Genomic DNA, 18,697 nt, shown 5'->3' with positions numbered 1-18,697 from the left:
CTCGGCAGTGTCGGCACCCATCCGGTGACGGCAAGGCGAACATCCATCCCTCCTGGTGATCGCCACGATGCCCTCCGTCTGCAGGAGCGGCGTGGGCTGGATGGAGCGTCGCGCCGAGCGTTGCCGGGGCGGGCGGTCAGGGGGTCGGCTCTGCGGTGAGGCGCAGTTCGATGTCCGCGCGTAGTGCCTTTTTGTCGATCTTTCCGACCTTTGTCGCCGCCAGTTCGTCCACGATCACCAGCCGTTCGGGCAGCTTGAATCGGGCGACCTCCGCCTTCTCCATCAGTGCGCGGATCTCCTCCAGCGTGACCGTCTCGCCCTGCCGGGGGACGACGTAGAGGCATACGCGCTCGCCGAGCCGGGGGTCCGGCATGGCCACCGCGGCGACCTGGCTCACCGAGGGGAGCTGGTAGACGAGGTTCTCGACCTCCTCGGCGGAGATCTTCTCCCCGCCCCGGTTGATCATGTCCTTGTCGCGGCCCTCCACCACCAGGTTGCCCTGGGGAGTGCGCCGGCAGATGTCGCCGGAGCGGTACCAGCCGTCGGCGGTGAAGGCGCGGGCGTTCTGCTCCGCGGCCCGGTAGTAGCCGCGCGGGGTGTAGGGGCCGCGGGTGAGCAGCAGGCCGGGCTGCCCCTCGGGTACGTCCCGGTCCAGCTCGTCGACGATCCGGATCTCGTCGGCGGGGCACATCGGCCGGCCTTGGGTGGTGCACACGACGGTCTCCGGATCGTCGAGCCGGGTGACGTTCAGTAGCCCTTCGGCCATCCCGAACACCTGCTGCAGCGACGCCCCGAGCACGGGCCGCACCTTGTACGCCAGCTCGTCGGCCAGCCGGGCGCCGCCGACCTGGAGGACGCGGAGGCCGCGCAGCCGATCCGCACCGTGCTCCGCGGCGTACTCCAGCCACCGGCCGGCGATGGCGGGGACGACGGCGGTGTGAGTGACGCCCTCTGTGGCGATGGTGGCGAAGGCGCGCTCGGGCTCCGGGGACGGCAGGATGACGACCCGGCCGCCGGCGAGGAGCGTGCCCAGGATGCCAGGGCAGGCGAGCGGGAAGTTGTGCCCGGCGGGCAGGCTGACGAGGTAGGCGCTGTCCGGCGCGATCCCGGCGAGTTCGGCGCTGGCCCGGGCGTTGTAGGCGTAGTCGTCGTGGGTCCGGGCGATCAGTTTGGGAAGCCCTGTCGTGCCTCCGGAGAGCAGGAATACGGCAACGTCTCCGGGCGAGGGCGCGGCCGCGTCGAGGTGGCGGCGGTCGGCCTCGGCGTCCGTGGCCGGCGCGCACAGTGCGCGCAGGTCGACGCTGCCGTTCTGGACGTCCTCCCCGGCGACCAGGACGTGCCAGTCCGCCCCGGTGGCGGCGCGCACCTCCGGCGCCAGCTGGTGGCCGAGAGGCTGGTGGTCGAAGCCGCGCATCCGGTCCGGGACGGCGATCGCGACCGCCTCGGCGTGGACCGCCAGGTGGCCGAGCTCGGTGCGGCGGTGCGCGGGGAGCGCCATCACCGGCACGATCCCCGCGCGCAGGCAGGCCAGGGTGAGGACGACGAACTCCCAGGAGTTGCCGAGCTGCACGACGATCCGGTCGCCCGCGGTGATCCCGAGGTCCAGCAGGCGCACGGCGGTGGCGTCGGCGCGCTCGGCCAGTTCCGCGTGCGTGAGCCGGAGCCCGGCCCCGCCGAGCGCAACCGGGTCGACGAGGGCCGGCGCGCCGGGGGTCCGGTCGGCGACCTCGCGGAGCAGCGTGCCGATCGGGATTCCGGCCCAGTAGCCCTCGGCGACGTAGCGTTCGCGGTCCTCGTCCGGCCAGGGCACGGTGTTCTCAGCGAGCGGGGTGGGCATCGTCGGCCTTCCTGGTGAGGATGACGGCGTCGAGCGGCTTTACCGGCGCGGGCCTGCCCGGTTCGGCGAGCGCGGGGTGCGGGGCACTGGTCATCTCAGTACCCCTACGAGGTCGGCGCGGCCGGAGAGTACGGTGGTCAGCGCCCGATCCCGGTCGGGTTCCGGCTCTATGTACAGGGCCGGGAGCCCGTTCCGCAGCCTGGCTCGCTCGCAGAGCAGGGTGCGGGTCAGCGGGGTGCCTCCGCGTACGGCGACCAGCACTGGGTCGCTGTGACCGGGGAGCCGGTTGAGTCCGTCGAGCTGGTCGAACAGCGTGGGCAGGTCTGCTTCGGTGTCCGGTGCGTCGAGGAGGGCGCCCCACGCGCCGGGCGCCGGGTGCGCGGACAGCGTCAGGTCGCCCATGCCCCGTACCGCGGCCGGGGTGCCGTCCGCGGCGGTCGTGACGTCCACGAGGCGGGCGGGCGCGGACCAGCGGGGCGTCTCGAAGGGCGTGTCCAGCGGCTCCGTGCCGTACTCCCCGCGCCATCTGCGGTGGGCCGCCTCGACGTAGTCCGGTGCGCGGCGCGCAAGGCGGCCGTCGGTGATGCTGCGGGTGAGGAAGTGGTAGGCGAACTGCCACGGTTCGAGCGCGTCGTAGTAGCGCGCGAAGTTCTCCCACCAGGCGAGGCTCGGCCGCGCCGAGTCCTGGATACCGCGGACCGAGGGCTGGGCCGCCCCTTCGTAGGCGCTCAGGGCGGCGGCCAGATCGCCGGGGTGATCGGTCAGGGCTCGGGTGAGTGAGACGGCGTCCTCCATCGCCATCTTGGTGCCCGATCCCACGGAGAAGTGCGCCGTGTGCGCGGCGTCGCCGACCAGCACGACGGGGCGCGGGACCAGGGTGTGCCAGTGGCGGGTACGGCGGGTGCGGAAGCCGGCCCAGCGAGAGTTGTTGGTCAGCAGCCTGGCGCCGTTGATCTGGTCGGCGAACAACTCCTCCAGGTACTCCTTCGAGCGCATGTCGCTCGGGCCGGGAGGGCTGGTCACGTCGAACTCGTCGAGGCCGGCGCGCCGCCAGGACGCCTCGTCGGTCTCGACGATGAACGTCGACACGGTGTCGGAGATCGGATAGCCGTGCACCGCGAAGACGCCGTCCGGGCTCCTTTCGTGGACGAACGTGAGCCCGTCGAAGAGATGGTCGGTGCCGAACCAGATGAACTTGGCGGTGGCCGTCTCCACCGCCGTGCCCAGGCCGGGGCCGAGCGCGTCGCGGATCTTCGACCCGGCCCCGTCCGCGGCGACGACGAGGTCGTAGCCGTGCAGGTCGTCGAGCGTCACCTCGGTGGAGAACCGCAGGTCGGCTCCGACGTCGCGGGCACGCTCCTGGAGCAGCAGGAGCAGTGTCCGCCGCGCGACCGCGGCCATCCCGTTGCCGCCGCAGCGGATGCGCTCGCCCTTGAGGCGGACCTCGATGTCGTCCCAGTGCCGGCCGTGCTCGGCCAGCGCGCGGCGCAGCACGGGATCGGCGGCGTGGATCGCCGCCAGGGTGCGGTCGGAGAAGACGACGCCGAAGCCGAAGGTGTCATCGGCGCGGTTGCGCTCGAACACGCTGACCTCGACCGACGGGTCCGCCAGCCTGATCAGGGCGGCGAAGAACAGCCCGCCGGGCCCGCCGCCCGCCACTGCGATACGCATGAATCACTGCTCCTCGATCAGGCACCGCGGGGATGGACGCGGTGCACGGAGACGTCCGGGTCCGGCGGCTCGCGCGAGGTCGCGCCGGACCGGGCGTCGTCTTAGCCGGAGGCTCCGAGCGGCTCGGGCGGCGCCGCCGCCACGGCCTGGCCGGCCCAGCCGTCCTGTTCGGCGCGGTCGGCCTGGCCCAGGATCTGCTCGAAGACCGAGCACAGCACGGCGGCCGGATCCGCGGGCATCGAAGCCGCCCGCCAGGCCACCATGTGATCGGGACGGACCAGAACCGCGCCGTCCTCCTCGACCTCCGACATGGTGCGGTAGTCGCCGTAACTGTCCTCGTAGTCGCAGCCGCGACCGATGGAGCGCACCCGGATGGGCACCCCGAAGCGCTCGGCGACGCGATCCGCCGCCTCCCGCCAGGCCGCTCCATTGATCTCGATCAGCAAGGTGAACTCGCCCCTGCCGCAGAGATCGAACGTGGACACCCGGTGCTGGTCCCGCGTCAGCCACACGTGCGGCAGATGACGTCCAGGACGGGTGGTCGCGAAGTAGTAGACCTCCTCGTCGCGCGGCGCCTCCGGCTCCGGGGTGCCGTCAGGTACGACGGCGGCGGAACGGTAATGCTGGTTGGTCTCGACCCCGTGCGTGTTGAAGCACATGAGCGTGCCCTGCAGTGCGGCGTCGAACACGCGGCGGCGCTCGGTCCCCGCGGGCGTCGGCTCCGCGAGGGCCGTGATCGCCTTGCTCATCGTCTGCTCGTCCGGCGCGGTCGGCAGCTCGAGCGCGGCGAAGATCGGCGGCATGAGCCCGTTGCTCCTGGTGGCCCGATCGACGATCTGCCGGCCGACCGGCACCCGCTCGTCGCGATAGGTGTCGAGCAGCGTCGGCGCCGCCTGGCCGCGCAGGACCAGCATCAGCTTCCAGCACAGGTTGTAGCTGTCCTGCATGGACGTGTTGGAGCCGAGGCCGTTCATCGGCGAGTGGCGGTGCACGGCGTCGCCGACGCACATCACCCGGCCCTTCATATTGTCCGTCGCGTACATGTGGTTGACGGCCCAGGTGGACATCGAGTCGACCTTCACCGGGACACTGTCGTCGCCGATCAGCTGGTGGGCGATCCGGATGCCGTCCTGTTCGGTGAGCGACGGCTTTCCCGCGCTCACGTCGTAGCCCCACACGCCGATCCACCGCGTCCACGGGCGCACCATCCGCAGGACGCCGATCCCGTTCCCGTCATGCCCGACGCCCGGCTGGACGAGCCAGTACATGTCGCCCGGCCGGTGCTCGACGAAACGCGTGAGGTCCGCCTCGAACACGACGTTGATCGAGCCGCCGAGCCCCATCTCCCCTTCGAGCGGCAGGCCGAGCCGCTCGGCGACGATCGAGTTGCCGCCGTCCGCGCCGATCATGTACTGGCAGCGGATGTCGTACTCCGCGCCGGTCACCCGGTCCTTCACCCGGGCGGTCACGCCGTCCGCGTCCTGCGCGAACGTCAGCAACTCGGTGTTGAAGCGCACCACCGATCCGCGCGAGGCGGCCGTGTTGACCAGGATGGGCTCCATGAGGTGCTGCGGCATGTCGCACACCGAGCAGGGACTGGCGAGGTCGTGTTCGGCTTTGAAGTGCGGATGGGTGTACCAGGTGCGCAGCCGCCCGAGCTCGGGCCCGGCGAGGCTGGTCGCGTAGACGTGCTCGCCCATCAGGTGCTGCGGCGTCGCGTGCTTGAGCAGTTCCTCTTCGATGCCGAGATCCCGGAGCACCTCGACGCCCCGCTGGTTGGTGATGTGGGCCCGGGGCGAATTCGAGACTCCGGCATGCTTGTTGAGCAGCACGTTCTTGATGCCGTACGTCGAGAGCAGGGCGGCGGCCGTGGCGCCGGCCGGTCCGGCGCCGACGACGAGGACTTCCGTTTCCAGAACCCCGCTGAGAGTTTCCATGTGTCGTTGCTCCTAGAGATAGGGGAGTCGCCGCGCCCTGAACGCGGCTATCGCGGCCCGAGCCGGCGTTGGGAAGGCCGGGCGGGAAGGGAGCGGGAAGCGCCGCGTCGGCGCGGGCCGGTCAACACCGTCCCTCGGCGACGCGTCTCGCGGGTGGACGGGTGGACGGGTTGGACGGGTGGCAGGGTGTGGCTCGGCGGAGCCGGCCCGGCGGGGGCGGCCCGGCGAAGCCGGGGGCTCAGTGCCGATGTCCCCAGAGGTCGGGGCCGGGGATCTCGGTGACCTCCCAGGTCGCGTCGTCGATGAGGACGCCGCCGCTGCCGAACTCGGTGTGCACCCCGACAGGGGACTCGGCGTAGAACGAGAACACCTTGTCGTTGGTGTGCCTGCCGAGCGTCATCGTGATCGGTACGTTGCGGTCGAGCGCGAGGTCGTAGGTGTGCCCGACCTGGTCCATGTCGGGGACCTCGAGCATGAAATGGTGCAGGAACGGATGGTCGACGCCGAAGAACGGACCGTCCACGAAGGCGATGCTGTGGTGCCGCGGATTCGTGTGCAGGAACGACGCGTGGAAGGGCGCCCGCATCGTGTCGCTGATCTTGAAGCCCAGCACGTCGGTGTAGAACCGCTGCTGAGCGGCCACGTCCGGGCTGGCGAGGACGACGTGCCCGAGGCCGAGATCGCCGGTGACGAACCTTTCGACGTCGCGGGCGGAGGTGAACTCGCCGTCGCCCGCCGCGGCCCCGTGGTAGAGCTCGACCCGGTTGCCGGCCGGATCGAGGAAGTGCGCCATCCCCGCCACGCGCCGGATCTCCAGCTCGCGCTGCGTCGCGGGCACGGCCTCGATGCCCCGGTCGCTGAGCTCGTCCATCGCGGCGCTCAGCGAGGAGGCGTCGGCGAGCTCCCAGCCGTAGTAGGCGCCGCCGTCGTGCTCCGCCGCCTCGACCGAGACGCGGTGGTGCCGATCATCGATGCGGAAGTGCGTGACACCGTCTTCTCCCGGCACGCGCTGCATTCCGAGGATGCTCGTGGCGTACTCGGCGAAAGCGTCCGGTTCGCGCGCGGAGAGTCCCAGGTATCCGAGCTGCTTGATGTCCATTGTCTGGCTCCAACCTGACTGTTCGGATGGGAGATCGGCCGAGGCCGTCAGTACGAGTCGGTGAGGAAGTCGCGGAGCAGGGCCGCGTAGCCACGCGCGCGCTCGATCTGCACCCAGTGGCCGCAGTGATCGAAGATGTGCAGTTGCGCGTTGGGCAGGTGCCTCTGCAGGTAAACGCTGGATTCGGGGAGCACGAACCGGTCCTCGCGGCCGTGGACGATGAGGAACGGGTGGGGCATCCGCCGCAGCGCGGACGGAGGGACGGCCATCTCCGTCGGCGGGGAGGAGAAGAAGCATTCGTAGGAGCGGCGGACCTCCGGCCGCATGACCTCCCGGTAGCGCTGCTCCACGATCGCCGTGAGCGATTCGCCCAGCGCCGTCTCGTCATGGACGAACCACTTGGTGAGGTTCTCCAGGGAGCTGATCGACGGATCCTTGTAGAAGGAGACCATCCGGATCACTTCGGGAGTCGGGTGCGACTCCCCGCCCGCGCTGCCCATCAGGGAGACCCGCACGAAGCGCTCCGGCGCGGTCATCGTGAGGTGCATGGCGAGGGCGCCGCCCATGGAGTTGCCGACAAGATGTGCCTTGTCGATGCCCAGGGCGTCCATCATGGCCAGCACCTGATCCACCCGCATGCGCATCCATCCGGTGAGGCTGCGCGGCATGTCCTCCGGATGGTCGGTGCGACCGTAGCCGACCAGGTCCGGCGCCAGAACCCGGTAGTCGCCGGCTAGCTCCGGGATGAAACCGCGCCAGTTCGACGAGGCGTTGGCCCCCGGACCACCGCCGTGGAGAAGAATCACGGTCTCGGGATGCGCGCGCTCGCCGCCGCCGCCGTCCAGGAGGAGCGTGGAATAGCCATTCGTTTCGACGGTGCGTTCGGCGATCTCGGTCACTTGAATCGGTTCCTTTCATCGCGTTTCCGGTAGCGCCAAACGCGTCTCATGGAATGCCGGAGACACGGGCAGGCGACATCGTGTACCGCGACGTATCGGTATTCGTCCCGGCGCCACCTGAGCTACCGGCTTTGCGGGTCAGGGACCGGGCAGTCTTTTCCCGGCCGCCACTCGCACGGGCTGCGAGCACGGCGGCCATCACCTTTTACCTCACACATTGCTAACTTTGTGTGATGGTATTCACCCTAGCCAGGCGGCAGGCGCATGTGCTTCATACGTTCTGTCGCGATTTGTCGGCCGCGACCCGACGCCGTGTCGCGTCGGCCGCGTCGGAGAGAGGAACGATCCGATGAGCCTTGACGACACCGTCCAGGACGTGGCCGACCGGCTGGGCGTCCCGCTCGTCGTCCTGGACCTCGACCTGAAGGTGGCGGCGTACAGCATCCACGACACCGGTCCACGGCGGGCCCGGCTCGCCGGGCTGCTCGCGGAATCCGCGACGCCGCTGACCGAGTCCCTGGTGAAGGAGCACCGGCTGCGCACCGCCGCGCACCCGGTGCGAATACTTCCGGACGCAGAATCCGCGCCCTTGGTGGTCCTGCCGCTGCGCCACGAGAACCGGCTGCTCGGCTACATCTACTATTTGGACGACCGGGACGACCGGGCCGACCGGGAAACGTCGGACGCCGACGACATGCGCCTTCTGGAATCCGCGGGCCCGGAACTCGGAATGCTGTTGGCATTGCGCCTGTCCGATCTAAGGCGAGGCGCGGGACGCTCAACAGAACTGCTGTCGGCATTGCTGGGTGATTCGGCGACGGCACGCGGAGAATCAGCGCAGGCCCTGTTGCGTGAGGGGCTGATCGAAGACGTCGAGCACTACTCGGTTCTGCTGTACCGGACTCCGGACCCACATCCGAGATCGCTCACCCGGCTGGCGGTCGAGGCGACTCTGGAATTCACCACCCGATCGACGACAGTGAAGATCGTGGGCGGCGTCCTGGGCGGTGATGGAGTCGTGCTGTTCCCGCGTCCGGTCAACCGGGCGAGGCTGGACCGGGTTCTCGCGAGACCCGGCTTGGAACCGGTCTCAGCCGGAGTGGGAAGCGCGAAATCCGCACTGCCGGATGCGGTCGACTCCTACCGGGAGGCACAGATCGCATACCGTGCGTCAGCCGCGGATCCGCGACGCTACGGCAGGCGCGTCTTCTGGGAGGACCTGGGGCTCGATCGCCTCCTCCTCGAACTGCCCTTTGACCGGTTGACGCCAGACCAGTTGCCTGTCGGAGTGCAACGCCTGCTGGCCTCCCCACAGGGCGTCGAACTTGCCGACACCCTGGAGGGTTACCTCGACAGCGGCGGTGAGATCCAGCGGACGGCCCGGCGGCTGAACATCCACCGCAGCACGCTGTACCACCGGCTGGACCGGATCCGCGAGATAACCGGCTGCGACATCGCCGACGGCTCGACCCGGCTGGACCTGCACGCGGGCCTACGAATAGCCCGCCTGGCCGGCCTCTGGCCGCGCGAATAGCGCCAAGACCCCATGCCCCGCGCCACGACTCGTGACCGTCGGTGTCGCCCGGTTATCCAGTGGATCATGCCCTTTCGCCGTGGGATGCTCGCGGCGTGAAATATCCCATGGCGCCGTGGTCGCTGACCTGGGACGAGGTCGATCCGCGCCGACATCCCTTCGACGCGGGCTCCCGCGCAGATGATCGAGGCCCTCGGTCCGCTGAAGGCGTACACGCCCGACACCGTCACCGACCCTAAGAAGCTGCTCGACGAGTTCGCCGCGATCCGCGCCGACGGCTACGCCGTCAACGAGGGCCAGATGAACGTCGGGGTGCGGGCGCTGGCCGTCCCCGTCAAGGGCCCGGGCGGGGAGACGGTGGCGGGACTGTGCATCGAGGCCCCGGCGGTCCGGCTCGGCGACGACCGGATCGACGACCTGATCACGCGCATGCAGCTCGCCGCCGAACGCATCGCCAAGGTCGCGACGTTCGACGGCCCCGCGTGACACACCCCGCGACGAGCTCGCCCGTCACGGGCTCGTCTCCCCGTCCCGCCTCGCCATTCCCATGGAGCCGGACAACCTCCGATTGAACGCTGTGCCCGCGGGGGAGGCGGTTCCTGGATGCCGGCGACTTCTGTAGCAGTGCCATAGAGGCTTGCGGAGAACGCGGTCGAAAGCAGTGTTGATGGGTTACGCTCCGCCTCGCGGGGCTGTGTCCTGTCTCAGGGGCCTTTGGGCCCTTGTTGGTGACTGTGTAAGGGGGATCCGGTGTCCGGTCGCGAGCAGGTTCCGGTGTATTTGGCGGATGCGGAGCCGCATTTGCCTGAGCCTTTCCGGGCGGCGGCGGATCTGCGGGCTCGTGTCGTCCTGCATATGCTTTTCGGTGAGACGCTGGTTCTGGGGGATTCGCAGAGCCTGAACAATCCCTATCTGCGGGAGCTGTTCATGGTGGGGCCGGAGCGCCCGCATGACCTGGCGGTCCTGTTACAGAAAGGGTATTTGCGGTTGGCGCGGCGCGCGTCTGCGCCGTCCTTCCGCGCGGTTCGTGACGAGCAGGCCGTTCGCGGGGTGGAGAACGTGCCTTCGCCCGAGTACGCCGAGTGGCTGGATGAGGTGACCGCCGGGCACCTGGTCGTCTACGACGGGGCCGAGGTGGCGTCTCGTTTCCGGTCCGGGCTGCGGAGTCAGCTGGCGGGAGCGGTGACGCGTGCGACGGGACGGTACCGGGAGGTGCTGGAGGACGCGCGGGTGTGGGTCGAAGGGCAGGAGCAGCTCTTCTACAAGGCGATCAGGGACTGGAAGGACGAATATCCGGATCGGTCAGGGGACGCGCTGACGGCTCTGGGGGTACTGGAGTCGTGCACGAGCCTGGCCTACCGTTCGGCGCTGCCGGCCGCGCTCGGGTCGGCGATGGCCGACCGCAGCAGCGTCCTGCGGGTGTCGGCGCAGGGCCGCGGCAGCCGCGGGGAGGTGCGTCTGCCGCCGACGATCCTCAGGGCGGGCGCGCTCAGCCGGGTGCACGCGGACGTGCTGGTCGCGGCGCTTGCGTCACCGGCGCGCGGCGCGGCGCTGGCGGCGATGGCGCGTATCCGGGACGGTGAGCACGTTGGCGGCGAGCTGCTGGACGGCTTGGCCGAGTTCGTGGAAACGTTCCATCGCAGTGCGCTGGAGAGCTTCGGGGGCGCGGACGCCAAGGCGCTGAACGTGCTGCGCTGGCATGAGGCTCAGCTGCGCTGCCGGCACATCGTGGGCGAGGACGGCTCCGAGGCGGCGGCTCTGGACGTCGTGTCCGCCGAGGGGGAGCCCGTTCCGGGGTTCTGCGAGCTGTTCAGCCAGGCCAGCCCCATCGCGACGGACCAGCCGCCGGTGCCGCGCGATGACATCGAGGACGCGATGTCGCGGGCCATCGTCCGCACACCGGCGGCGGTCTAGGCGAGCAGCACGATCGCGAGCGCGGCGAGCGTGATGCCGCAGGTGATCCGGCCTTCGCCGACGTGGCGGGCGATGTCGGCGCCTGACAGCCACCAAGGCGCGCCCACGGATTCCATGGCCTCCGGGCTCAGCGCGCACTCGGCGCCGGCGGGGACGTCCACGCGCACCACGTCCACCGGCGACTCGATCAGGCCGGTCTCGGCGTGCAGGCGTCCCACGACCACGGCTTCCGAACCCGCCAGCCCGGCCTCTTCGCGAAGCTCGCGCAGCGCGGCCGTGGTGGCGGCCTCGTCCGGTTCGCGTGCTCCGCGAGGGAATTCCAGCGACACCCTGCCGATCGGGTAGCGGAACATGGGCACCAGGGCGAACCGCCCGTCGCGGTGCGGTACGGCGACCACCCCGTCGTCGCGCCACTGCCAGCGAAGGTAGCGTCCGCGCCGCCCGTGCGGTGATACCACTTCGTCGTTGTAGAGCCGGCCGAAGGCGTTGCGGAAGACCTCGACCGCCCGGGTCCGCTCGATCGGGGCCGGGGGGTCGGCCGGTGTGGCGCTGATCGCTTCGCCCTCTCAGGTGTCCGGGAGTGCCGCGTGCATGTCCGACTCATTGGACCACTCCGCACGGTCCTTGGTGAACTCCGGAAGGCGCGCGGCCCACTGCTGGAGGAAGGAGAGCGCCTGCCGCTGTTTGTGCCGGAGGTCTCGGCGGTCGTGGACGAACGACCGCCGGCGCCGGGCCACCTCGCTCATCATGAGGTAGGCGGAGCGGAGGGCGCCGTCGTCGTGCAGGCTGAGCAGGACGGCGTTGATCTGCATGGCGTCCAGCATGTCGAGCAGGTGGCGGCCCGGGTTCTGGACGGCGAGGTCGCGGTAGACGTCCACCGCGCGGCGGGAGGAGGCAAGCGCCTCGGCGAGGTCGCCTTGTGCGGGTTGCGCCAGCGCGAGGTTGTGCAGGGCTTTGGCGATGCCGTCCTCCTGGCGGGGGCTTGGCATGATCTGCTCGTAGAGCCGCACGGCGCTGGCCGCGGCGATGACGGCCTCGGCGGGACGGTCGCGGCGATTCAGCAGGATCGCCTGGTTGTTGAGGATGGCGGCGAGGTCGATGCGGTGGTCGCCCGGCTGCTCGGGGTCGTCGATGAGTTCACGGTAGATCCGCTCGGCGCTGAGGTTGTGCCGCAGCGATCCGCCGGCGTCGTCACGTGCTCCCAGCAGGAGACTGAGGTTGTTCAAGGCGGCGGCGTGCGCGGCCCGGTGCGCGCCGTCCCCGCCGCGGGCCAGGTCCTCGCAGATGGCGGCGGCCTCGGCGGCGGCGCTCAGGCCCTCCTCGTACCGTCCGGTCTCGCCGAACCGGAAGGCGGCGTGGGTCAGCAGATGGACGCGGCGGAGCCGGGCGGGGGTGCCGTCCGCGTCGCCGAGGTCCTCCAGCAGCCGGCGGTAGATCACGGCCGCCGGTGCGGACAGCGCCGTGTGGTAGCGGGGAAGACGCGGTTCGGTGGCGTGCAGGACCGCCGGTTCGCACTCGCGGGCCAGGTCCGTCATGAGCGGGGCCATCGGTTCGGCGTGCGGCAGCACGCCGCAGATCCCCGCGAGGGAGGGCAGCAGCGCCGCGGGATTCCGGCGCAGCAACCGGTCCAGGGCGGCGTCCAGGACCGGATAGGCGTCGTCATCGACGATCCGGCCCGTCGTCGTGCAGCCGCGGGCCCGGGCCAGCACTTGGAGGCCGGCGTCGAAGGCGTGCCGGCCGCCCTCCGCCACAGCGATCAGATAGCCGGCCGCGGAGGGGGCGTCGGCCAGCGCGCGGAAGACCGTGCGGACGAGCACCTCGGTGATCCGGTCCGGCTCGACCGGGGCGAGGGTGCCGTCCCGGCGGCCGTACAGCTCACGCAGCGTTCTCCACACTGGTTCCGGGTCGAGGGCCGGCGCCGCGGGGAGCGCATCGAGCACCCGGCGCAGGACCGCGGTCGTGTCCCGCTCACCCAGCCCCGGCACCAGCGTCGGCACGAGCAGCAGAGCCTCCGGGAGGATCTGCTCCGCCAGGTCCGGTGCACCCCGGCGGGCGAGCCCTCTCCGCCACGCCTGGGCCTCGTGCCGGAGAATCCGCACCAGCGGATCGTTCCAGTGGTCCCAGCTGTCACCCTGCCGGAGCGTCAGTGCGGCGTCGAGCGCGAGCGCGTGGACGGCGAGCACGGACCGGTGCCCGCGCGCGGCAACGCGAAGGGAGGCGGGCGGCTCGCCCCCGGGACCGCCGAGCTGTTCGGAGAAGACACGGAAAGCGTCCTCGGCGAGGTCGGCCGCCGGGATGCTGTCGGTCAGATGCGGCAGCGCGACGGCGCGGGACCGGTACAGCGCCCAGTCGCCCGCAGCGCCCAACTCGGCGGGCAGTGCCTCCCACCAGGGCCGGTGCGACCGGGCGAGAAGAAGGACACGGATCGGCGCGTCCGGCTCGACATATCGGGCGAGGTGATCGAGCAGCGCACCGAGCGAGGCCAGGCGGTCCTGCGCGTAGTCCAGGACCAGCAGGACGGGAAACCCCGCGTCGAGTCCATCGACGATCTTCTCCGCGTGGGCGGCCAGATCCCCGCCGGCGAGGAACCCGGCGAGCCAGCCGTGTTCGCGCCGGTCAGCGCAGAGCCGGGCCGCGAGCCGCGTCTTGCCCGCGCCTCCCGGCGCGTGCACCAGCCGAACGATGCCCTGGACGTCGCCGCGGCCCTCACACCATTCGACGAGATCGGCGAGTTCCGCGCGGTGCACGAACGGGATCGTCTCCTGAGCGGCGACGAGCAGCGAGGCGGGCGTGCGGGCGCGGCCTCTGAAATCCCGGCCGAAGATCTCCTCCTGCCGCCGCGCGCGCTCACGGGCCAGGTCGAACCACGTTCCCCCAGGCCGATGCTCGGGCAGCCGGGCGGCCAGTCCGGCAAAAACGGCCGGCAGGACGGGCGCCGGGACGATCCACCCGCCCTGGACTTCATCCCAGTCGCGGGACGCCTTGACAACGCCGCAGACCCGGCCGGTCACCTCATCGAGCACCAGGCTGCCGCTGAACCCGGGAACCACCCTGTCCCCGAGCACGCGGACGAACCCGCCGCCCACCCCGGCGACGGTGAGGCGGAGCGTGTCGGGCGCGACGCCGGGCTCGGGGGTGTGGTCGCTGTAGCCGTACGCGACGACCGTCGCGCCCTCCCGCGGGGGCTCGTCCGCGAGCCACACCCCCTCAAGGCCGTCCTCGACGGGGTCCTTGAGCGCGAGCAACGCCAGGTCGGGATAGGCGTGGTAGTCGCCATCGCCCGGATCGGCGGGAAACAGTGAGACTAGCTCCGCGGGAAAACACGTGCCGTCTCGCAAGATGTGGAGCGGGCCCCGGTACGCCACAACATGAGCGCAGGTGACGACGGTGTCCGCGGTGACCAGGAAGCCTCCGCCGACGAACCCGTCGCCGTCGAACAAGGCGACCGCATGACGGCGCGCCAGGTCAGCCAACCCGCGCAGCATCCGTGCCGGTCTCCTTGTCCCAGGTCATCCGGATGAGCAGCGAGGACTCGCCGCTCGCCTCGGCGAGGACACCGAACAGCTTCCCCGTCTTCACCGCGAGCTTGAGCCCGAACTCGACCTCAAGGGTGTCGGGCTGTTCCGGAAGGGACGCGCGGACGGTTTCGAGCGCCCACTGGCCCACTCCACTCAAGGCCGTGGCGGCCTCGTCCAGCGAGAACCGCCTGAGACCGCCACCGACATCCCCGCCAGCGCTCCCAGAGGCTTCGGCTAACACCACCGTTCCGTCGGGCAGTACCACTTCCAGCAACTGGGAACGCTTGTCTGCCATAAATACTCCACCGCCTGTGGGTCCGCGAAGAACCGATTATGACGTCGCCACCCGCCCCGCGCACACAGGATGCCCTGGATCCTTGCCGGGCCCAGCGAGGCGGCAGCCCGACATGAAACCGAATTCGGGCCCGACAGAAAGCAGGCCCCAGAAGGCCCGCGACCACGGTTCAGGCGCCAAATTCTTCCAGCACCACACGATTCGACCGCGCCGTCGCACTCGATGGCCGTAATGCGGCACAAGCAAAACAAACTCGGCCATGTCAATGTGCGGTCTCGGGACTTGCTTAACCGTTTGTTCTCAGGAGTTGCTTGACGTGGCTGGCCCGTGGGTGCCCTTGCCTCGGACGTGGAGGCGGGTGATGGGGCTGGTGTCGCGGCGAGGCCGGACAGCGAGCTCTTCGTCGCCATGGAGGATGCGGTAATGCGTGTCTTCGATGACGACGGTGACGAGCTTGCCGGCGTGGCGGGGGCCGAGCTTGATGTGCTGCTTGTTGATCACGATGCGGCCGCTGGCGTGGACGCGGCGTTGAGCGCGCAGGGATCCGGCGGGCAGCGGTGGCGGAGGTAGCGCGGTGGTGGCGGTTCGCGCCCCGGGCAGGCGGGCGGCGCGTTCGAGGGTGATGGGACAGGGCCAGGTGCCGACCAGGGCGTTGTCGGCGATGGCGTGCATGAGGTGACCGTCCAGCCGAAGGGTGATGGTGCGGTGGGCCAGGGCGAAGGCGATCTGGTGTTTGGTTCCGGCGAGGTTGATGTGGCCGTCGCGGTGGACGCTCCGGTCGATCTCGATCGCTTCTCCGGCCGTCAGGACGAGGTTGCCGTTGACCCGGCGGATCGCGGGCGCGGCCGGGGCCGCGCCTGCCGGGCGGGCGCCGCGCATGGTCAGGTAGGCCAGGTGCTCGGGCAGTAGCCGGGAGACGATGGTCCGGATCAGCTCGCCGTCGAGGGTGAGGTGCAGGCTGCGCAGGTCGGCCCAGATGGTCAAAGTCCGGCCGGCCAGAGCGCGCGGGACGGATGTGCGTTGCCCGCCCGGGACCAGGACGAGCTCGCCGCTGGGCGGGACCCGCAGCTCGAACTCGACGGCGGCCTCGCCCGAAGGCGTCGGCGGCACGATCAGCTCGGCGGGGAACACCTCGTCCAGGCCGGGCCCGACGTCAACGGGCGGAGTCTTTGCGGGTGGATGGTGCGGCCGGAACAGGCTGGCCGGGGTCACCATCTGCAGGGCCTGGTGCGGGCGCTGGTGGTTGTAGGCCTGCACCCACCCGTCGATCGCCTCCTGAGCAGCGGTCAGGGACTCGAACGGGGCCACATGGTCGAGGAACTCACGGCGGAACGTCTTGTGGAACCGTTCGATCTTGCCGGTGGTGGTGGGTGAGCGGGGCTTGGTCCGCCGCTGAGTGATGCCGTTCTCCCGGCAGATCCGCTCGAACATCACCTCGACCGGCTGCGGCTTCATGTGCTTGCCGGTGAACTGCTTGCCGTTATCGCTCAGCACCTCGAACGGAACTCCGTAACGGCGCATCGCGGCGGTGAACGCGGCGCAGACCGCGCGTCCACTGGGGACGGCCACGACCGCGGCGATCACCACGAACCGCGAGTGATCGTCGATGCCTGTGACCAGCTTGCACTCCCGGCCATCGGCCAACGGGACACCACCCATGATGTCCAGCTGCCACAGATGCATCGGCGCCTCGCGCTGCCACCGCCGGTACTTGCGCTGGTGCTCCTGCTCCTGGCGCTGCACCAGACCGTTGCGCACCAGGATCCGATGCACCGTGGCGCGAGCCGGCACCGGATCCACACCACGCTGCCCGAGCTCGAAGACGATCCGTCGAGCACCCCACCGCGGATGCAACCGCCGCAGCTCACACACCAACGCCTCAATGCCGGCGGCGACCCGGCTCGGGCTCGTCTTCGGCCGCCGCGACCGATCCGCCAGACCCGGAATCCCCTCCCGCTGGAACCGCTCTCGCCACGCATGCAGCGACTGCCTCGACGTGCCGTACCGGACCGCCACCTCACCGATCGGAGAACCAGCCAACACCTCACGCACCGCCCGGTACCGATACTCCGCCAACGCCGCCTGATCCACGCACACCACCCAAGGACACATCCGACACCACGGTCACCCTGGGCGAGCATCTTGCCGCGTTCGGTCAAGCCTGTCCTGAGAACAAACGGTTAAGCATGTCGTGAGCCCCCACATCGACACAGCGAGCGTGCGTATCGCGGCGTTCCCGCGGGAGTGGCCGGGTGACCGATTTGGGGTCGGACGTGGTCGTGTCGTTGACAGGCCCTTCACCAGCCGGCTGGGCTCATTCTCATGCCGCTGAGCGTGGTGGGGGCAAGGTTTGCCGTGTGGCAGGAGCCGGTCACGGGACCTGGCGGACGTGGCAGTCGAGAAGTTGTCGTTCCCTGGACCGGTCGAAGTCGATAGGCGGAAGGTGTTCGAGCGGCGTGCGTCCGCTTGAGGCCGTTTCGGGCCGGAAAGTGAAGCACCTCTGACCGTGTTTGCGCTGGTCAGAGGTGTGGAGGTGGGCAGGGGCGGGGTCGAACCGCCGACCTTCCGCTTTTCAGGTCACAACGCCTGAGCGCTGTACTGACCTGCGAAAACCCAGGTCGCCCACGAGCGAGAAGCCGATAAGCGGATTGTGTTCCCCGCTAGGCTATAGCACAGCGCGCTACTCGGCCATTACCCAGTGGGAGCGGCATTCATGCGCTAGGAGTGTCCTGGGCCGAGTGATAGTGGGTCGGTTCGGAACCTGGAGTGCTCACGGGAAGCCGGGGAGGTTCCGAAGGACGTATGTTCTGCTTTGAGAGGCTTGCCGGCAATCGAATCTGCGGTGTGACAGCTACTGGTTGTAGTAACTGCAGTTCAAGTGCCGTGGCGCCCGCCCTCGCAGGCGGGCGAGGATCGCAACAGAACATGGACACCGCCAAGGCCGCCGGACTCATCAGTGAACCTTTTTCAGGAGGCGTGTGCTTCGCGGGTTTGTAGAACGTGGACGGCTTTGGCGAGGTGTCCGGCGCGGTGTGGGCAGCAGCGGAGCTTGCGGAGGATCTGTCAGTTCTTGAGCTGCGCGTTCGCGCGTTCGCCTGGTCCGCGCAGGCGGGCGTGGGAACGGTTGGCGTCCTTCTGCGGCTCTGGTTTGCCCTTGCCCTTGTAGGGGATGAGCAGCGGTTCTTCCGCGCCGTGGTAGCCCTTGTCGGCCAGCACCGGCAGTCCGGCGGCCTGCAGTGCGCGCGGGATGCCCCAGATCCGCGCGGCCTTCAGGTCGTGTGCACTGCCGGGCAGCGCCCCCGACACTCACACGACCGAGCCGTCCGGGTCGGCGATGACCTGCAGGTTCATTCCGTGCTGCTTGTGTTTGCCAGAGTAGAACGGCCGGTCGGCGGCGACCCGGTCGATCGGGATGAGGGTGCCGTCCAGCACCAGGTAGAGCTGCCCGTCCTGGACGGCCTTGCGCAGCGCCCGGGTGAGCGTGGGTGAACGGGCGGCCAGCAGTTCGACGGTCTCGTTGATGTACCGCCAGGCGGTCGTGGTCGACACCCCGAACCCGGCGCCGAGTTCGGCGAATGTCTCGCCTTTGCGCAGGTAGACCAGCACCATCAGTGCCTGGCTGCCCGGCGGCAGCGCCCGGGGATTGCCGCCCAGACCGGTGCGGTGCCGGCGGACGACTCCGGTCACGTATTTCAGGGTCGAACGCGACAACGGCAGCGAAGCACGGTACAACAGCATGCGAAGCCTCTGGTCAGGGGTGGAGGTTGTGGTGATCACCTCTCCTACCAGGGGCTTCACCACGTTCCGGGCCCGACACACCGCCCGCGATCATCACGTGATCAGCGGGCTCCTGACCGCAAGCGAAAGGGCTCACTGTAGTAGGCGCAAGAACGCCTTCCCAGTGGCCCGCAGTGTTTTCCGGGGGCAACCCCCGATGTGGGGCTCCGCCCCCACGCCCCCTGTGCGGGTCGGGTTCGAGTCTCGCCCACCCAG

The 18,697-nt window shown here is 69.9% G+C and carries 12 protein-coding genes and 1 pseudogene; 3 read left to right on the top strand and 10 right to left on the bottom strand.

Annotation, left to right across the window (positions count from 1 at the left end):
- Positions 1 to 136: 136 nt before the first annotated feature.
- The 5 genes from ACH34S_RS09550 to ACH34S_RS09530 all read right to left on the bottom strand — a co-directional run bounded on the left by ACH34S_RS09550 (position 137) and on the right by ACH34S_RS09530 (position 7,443).
- Positions 137 to 1,837, bottom strand: a complete 1,701-nt coding sequence (locus tag ACH34S_RS09550) for a (2,3-dihydroxybenzoyl)adenylate synthase (RefSeq protein WP_395952118.1) — start codon at positions 1,835 to 1,837, stop codon at positions 137 to 139.
- 90 nt (positions 1,838 to 1,927) lie between these two features.
- Positions 1,928 to 3,508: an FAD-dependent monooxygenase gene (locus tag ACH34S_RS09545; protein ID WP_395952117.1), complete on the bottom strand. Its 1,581-nt coding sequence runs from the start codon at positions 3,506 to 3,508 to the stop codon at positions 1,928 to 1,930.
- A gap of 101 nt (positions 3,509 to 3,609) precedes the next feature.
- On the bottom strand, positions 3,610 to 5,445 hold the full coding sequence (locus tag ACH34S_RS09540; RefSeq protein WP_395952116.1) for an FAD-dependent oxidoreductase: 1,836 nt from the start codon (positions 5,443 to 5,445) through the stop codon (positions 3,610 to 3,612).
- Between the two features lie 238 nt (positions 5,446 to 5,683).
- Entirely contained in the window at positions 5,684 to 6,544 is an 861-nt protein-coding gene (locus tag ACH34S_RS09535; RefSeq protein WP_395952115.1) for a VOC family protein, read from the bottom strand.
- Between the two features lie 47 nt (positions 6,545 to 6,591).
- Positions 6,592 to 7,443 carry an alpha/beta fold hydrolase gene (locus ACH34S_RS09530; RefSeq protein ID WP_395952114.1) on the bottom strand — a complete coding sequence of 284 codons (852 nt, stop codon included), beginning with the start codon at positions 7,441 to 7,443 and terminating at the stop codon, positions 6,592 to 6,594.
- A 349-nt stretch (positions 7,444 to 7,792) separates the two neighbouring features.
- On the opposite strand from ACH34S_RS09530, the gene ACH34S_RS09525 reads away from it, so the two are divergent.
- From ACH34S_RS09525 to ACH34S_RS09515, 3 genes are all read left to right on the top strand, one after another.
- On the top strand, positions 7,793 to 8,977 hold the full coding sequence (locus ACH34S_RS09525; protein WP_395952113.1) for a PucR family transcriptional regulator: 1,185 nt from the start codon (positions 7,793 to 7,795) through the stop codon (positions 8,975 to 8,977).
- 180 nt (positions 8,978 to 9,157) lie between these two features.
- Complete coding sequence (locus ACH34S_RS09520) at positions 9,158 to 9,463, top strand: IclR family transcriptional regulator C-terminal domain-containing protein (RefSeq protein WP_395952112.1); 306 nt, start codon at positions 9,158 to 9,160, stop codon at positions 9,461 to 9,463.
- Positions 9,464 to 9,727: 264 nt separating this feature from the next.
- Entirely contained in the window at positions 9,728 to 10,891 is a 1,164-nt protein-coding gene (locus ACH34S_RS09515; protein WP_395952111.1) for a hypothetical protein, read from the top strand.
- Here the strand turns inward: ACH34S_RS09515 and ACH34S_RS09510 are convergent.
- From ACH34S_RS09510 to ACH34S_RS09490, 5 genes and pseudogenes are all read right to left on the bottom strand, one after another.
- A complete protein-coding gene (locus ACH34S_RS09510) occupies positions 10,888 to 11,349 on the bottom strand; it encodes an NUDIX hydrolase (RefSeq protein ID WP_395952109.1) in 462 nt (153 codons plus the stop codon). The genes ACH34S_RS09515 and ACH34S_RS09510 overlap by 4 nt on opposite strands.
- 108 nt (positions 11,350 to 11,457) lie before the next feature.
- Positions 11,458 to 14,376 (bottom strand): trypsin-like peptidase domain-containing protein, encoded by a 2,919-nt coding sequence (locus ACH34S_RS09505; protein WP_395952108.1) that lies wholly within the window; start codon positions 14,374 to 14,376, stop codon positions 11,458 to 11,460.
- Positions 14,357 to 14,704, bottom strand: a complete 348-nt coding sequence (locus ACH34S_RS09500; protein WP_395952107.1) for a CU044_2847 family protein — start codon at positions 14,702 to 14,704, stop codon at positions 14,357 to 14,359. The genes ACH34S_RS09505 and ACH34S_RS09500 overlap by 20 nt, the downstream gene beginning before the upstream one ends.
- A 300-nt stretch (positions 14,705 to 15,004) precedes the next feature.
- On the bottom strand, positions 15,005 to 16,816 hold the full coding sequence (locus tag ACH34S_RS09495) for an IS481 family transposase (RefSeq protein ID WP_395952106.1): 1,812 nt from the start codon (positions 16,814 to 16,816) through the stop codon (positions 15,005 to 15,007).
- 855 nt (positions 16,817 to 17,671) lie between these two features.
- Positions 17,672 to 18,442 (bottom strand): annotated as a pseudogene (locus tag ACH34S_RS09490) (transposase family protein).
- Between the last annotated feature and the right edge of the window lie 255 nt (positions 18,443 to 18,697).

Source organism: Actinomadura sp. 3N508 (assembly GCF_044326375.1).
Classification (GTDB): Bacteria; Actinomycetota; Actinomycetes; order Streptosporangiales; family Streptosporangiaceae; genus Spirillospora.
Note: the sequence above shows the minus strand (reverse complement) of the source record. Positions and strands in the feature narration are given on the sequence as shown.

Bases quoted from the DNA above. Each gene is read 5' to 3' on its own strand.
- ACH34S_RS09540 (WP_395952116.1), bottom strand. From the start codon at position 5,445: ATGGAAACTCTCAGCGGGGTTCTGGAAACGGAAGTCCTCGTCGTCGGC.
- ACH34S_RS09535 (WP_395952115.1), bottom strand. From the start codon at position 6,544: ATGGACATCAAGCAGCTCGGATACCTGGGACTCTCCGCGCGCGAACCG.
- ACH34S_RS09495 (WP_395952106.1), bottom strand. From the start codon at position 16,816: ATGTGTCCTTGGGTGGTGTGCGTGGATCAGGCGGCGTTGGCGGAGTAT.
- ACH34S_RS09520 (WP_395952112.1), top strand. From the start codon at position 9,158: ATGATCGAGGCCCTCGGTCCGCTGAAGGCGTACACGCCCGACACCGTC.
- ACH34S_RS09550 (WP_395952118.1), bottom strand. From the start codon at position 1,837: ATGCCCACCCCGCTCGCTGAGAACACCGTGCCCTGGCCGGACGAGGAC.
- ACH34S_RS09545 (WP_395952117.1), bottom strand. From the start codon at position 3,508: ATGCGTATCGCAGTGGCGGGCGGCGGGCCCGGCGGGCTGTTCTTCGCC.
- ACH34S_RS09525 (WP_395952113.1), top strand. From the start codon at position 7,793: ATGAGCCTTGACGACACCGTCCAGGACGTGGCCGACCGGCTGGGCGTC.
- ACH34S_RS09500 (WP_395952107.1), bottom strand. From the start codon at position 14,704: ATGGCAGACAAGCGTTCCCAGTTGCTGGAAGTGGTACTGCCCGACGGA.
- ACH34S_RS09505 (WP_395952108.1), bottom strand. From the start codon at position 14,376: ATGCTGCGCGGGTTGGCTGACCTGGCGCGCCGTCATGCGGTCGCCTTG.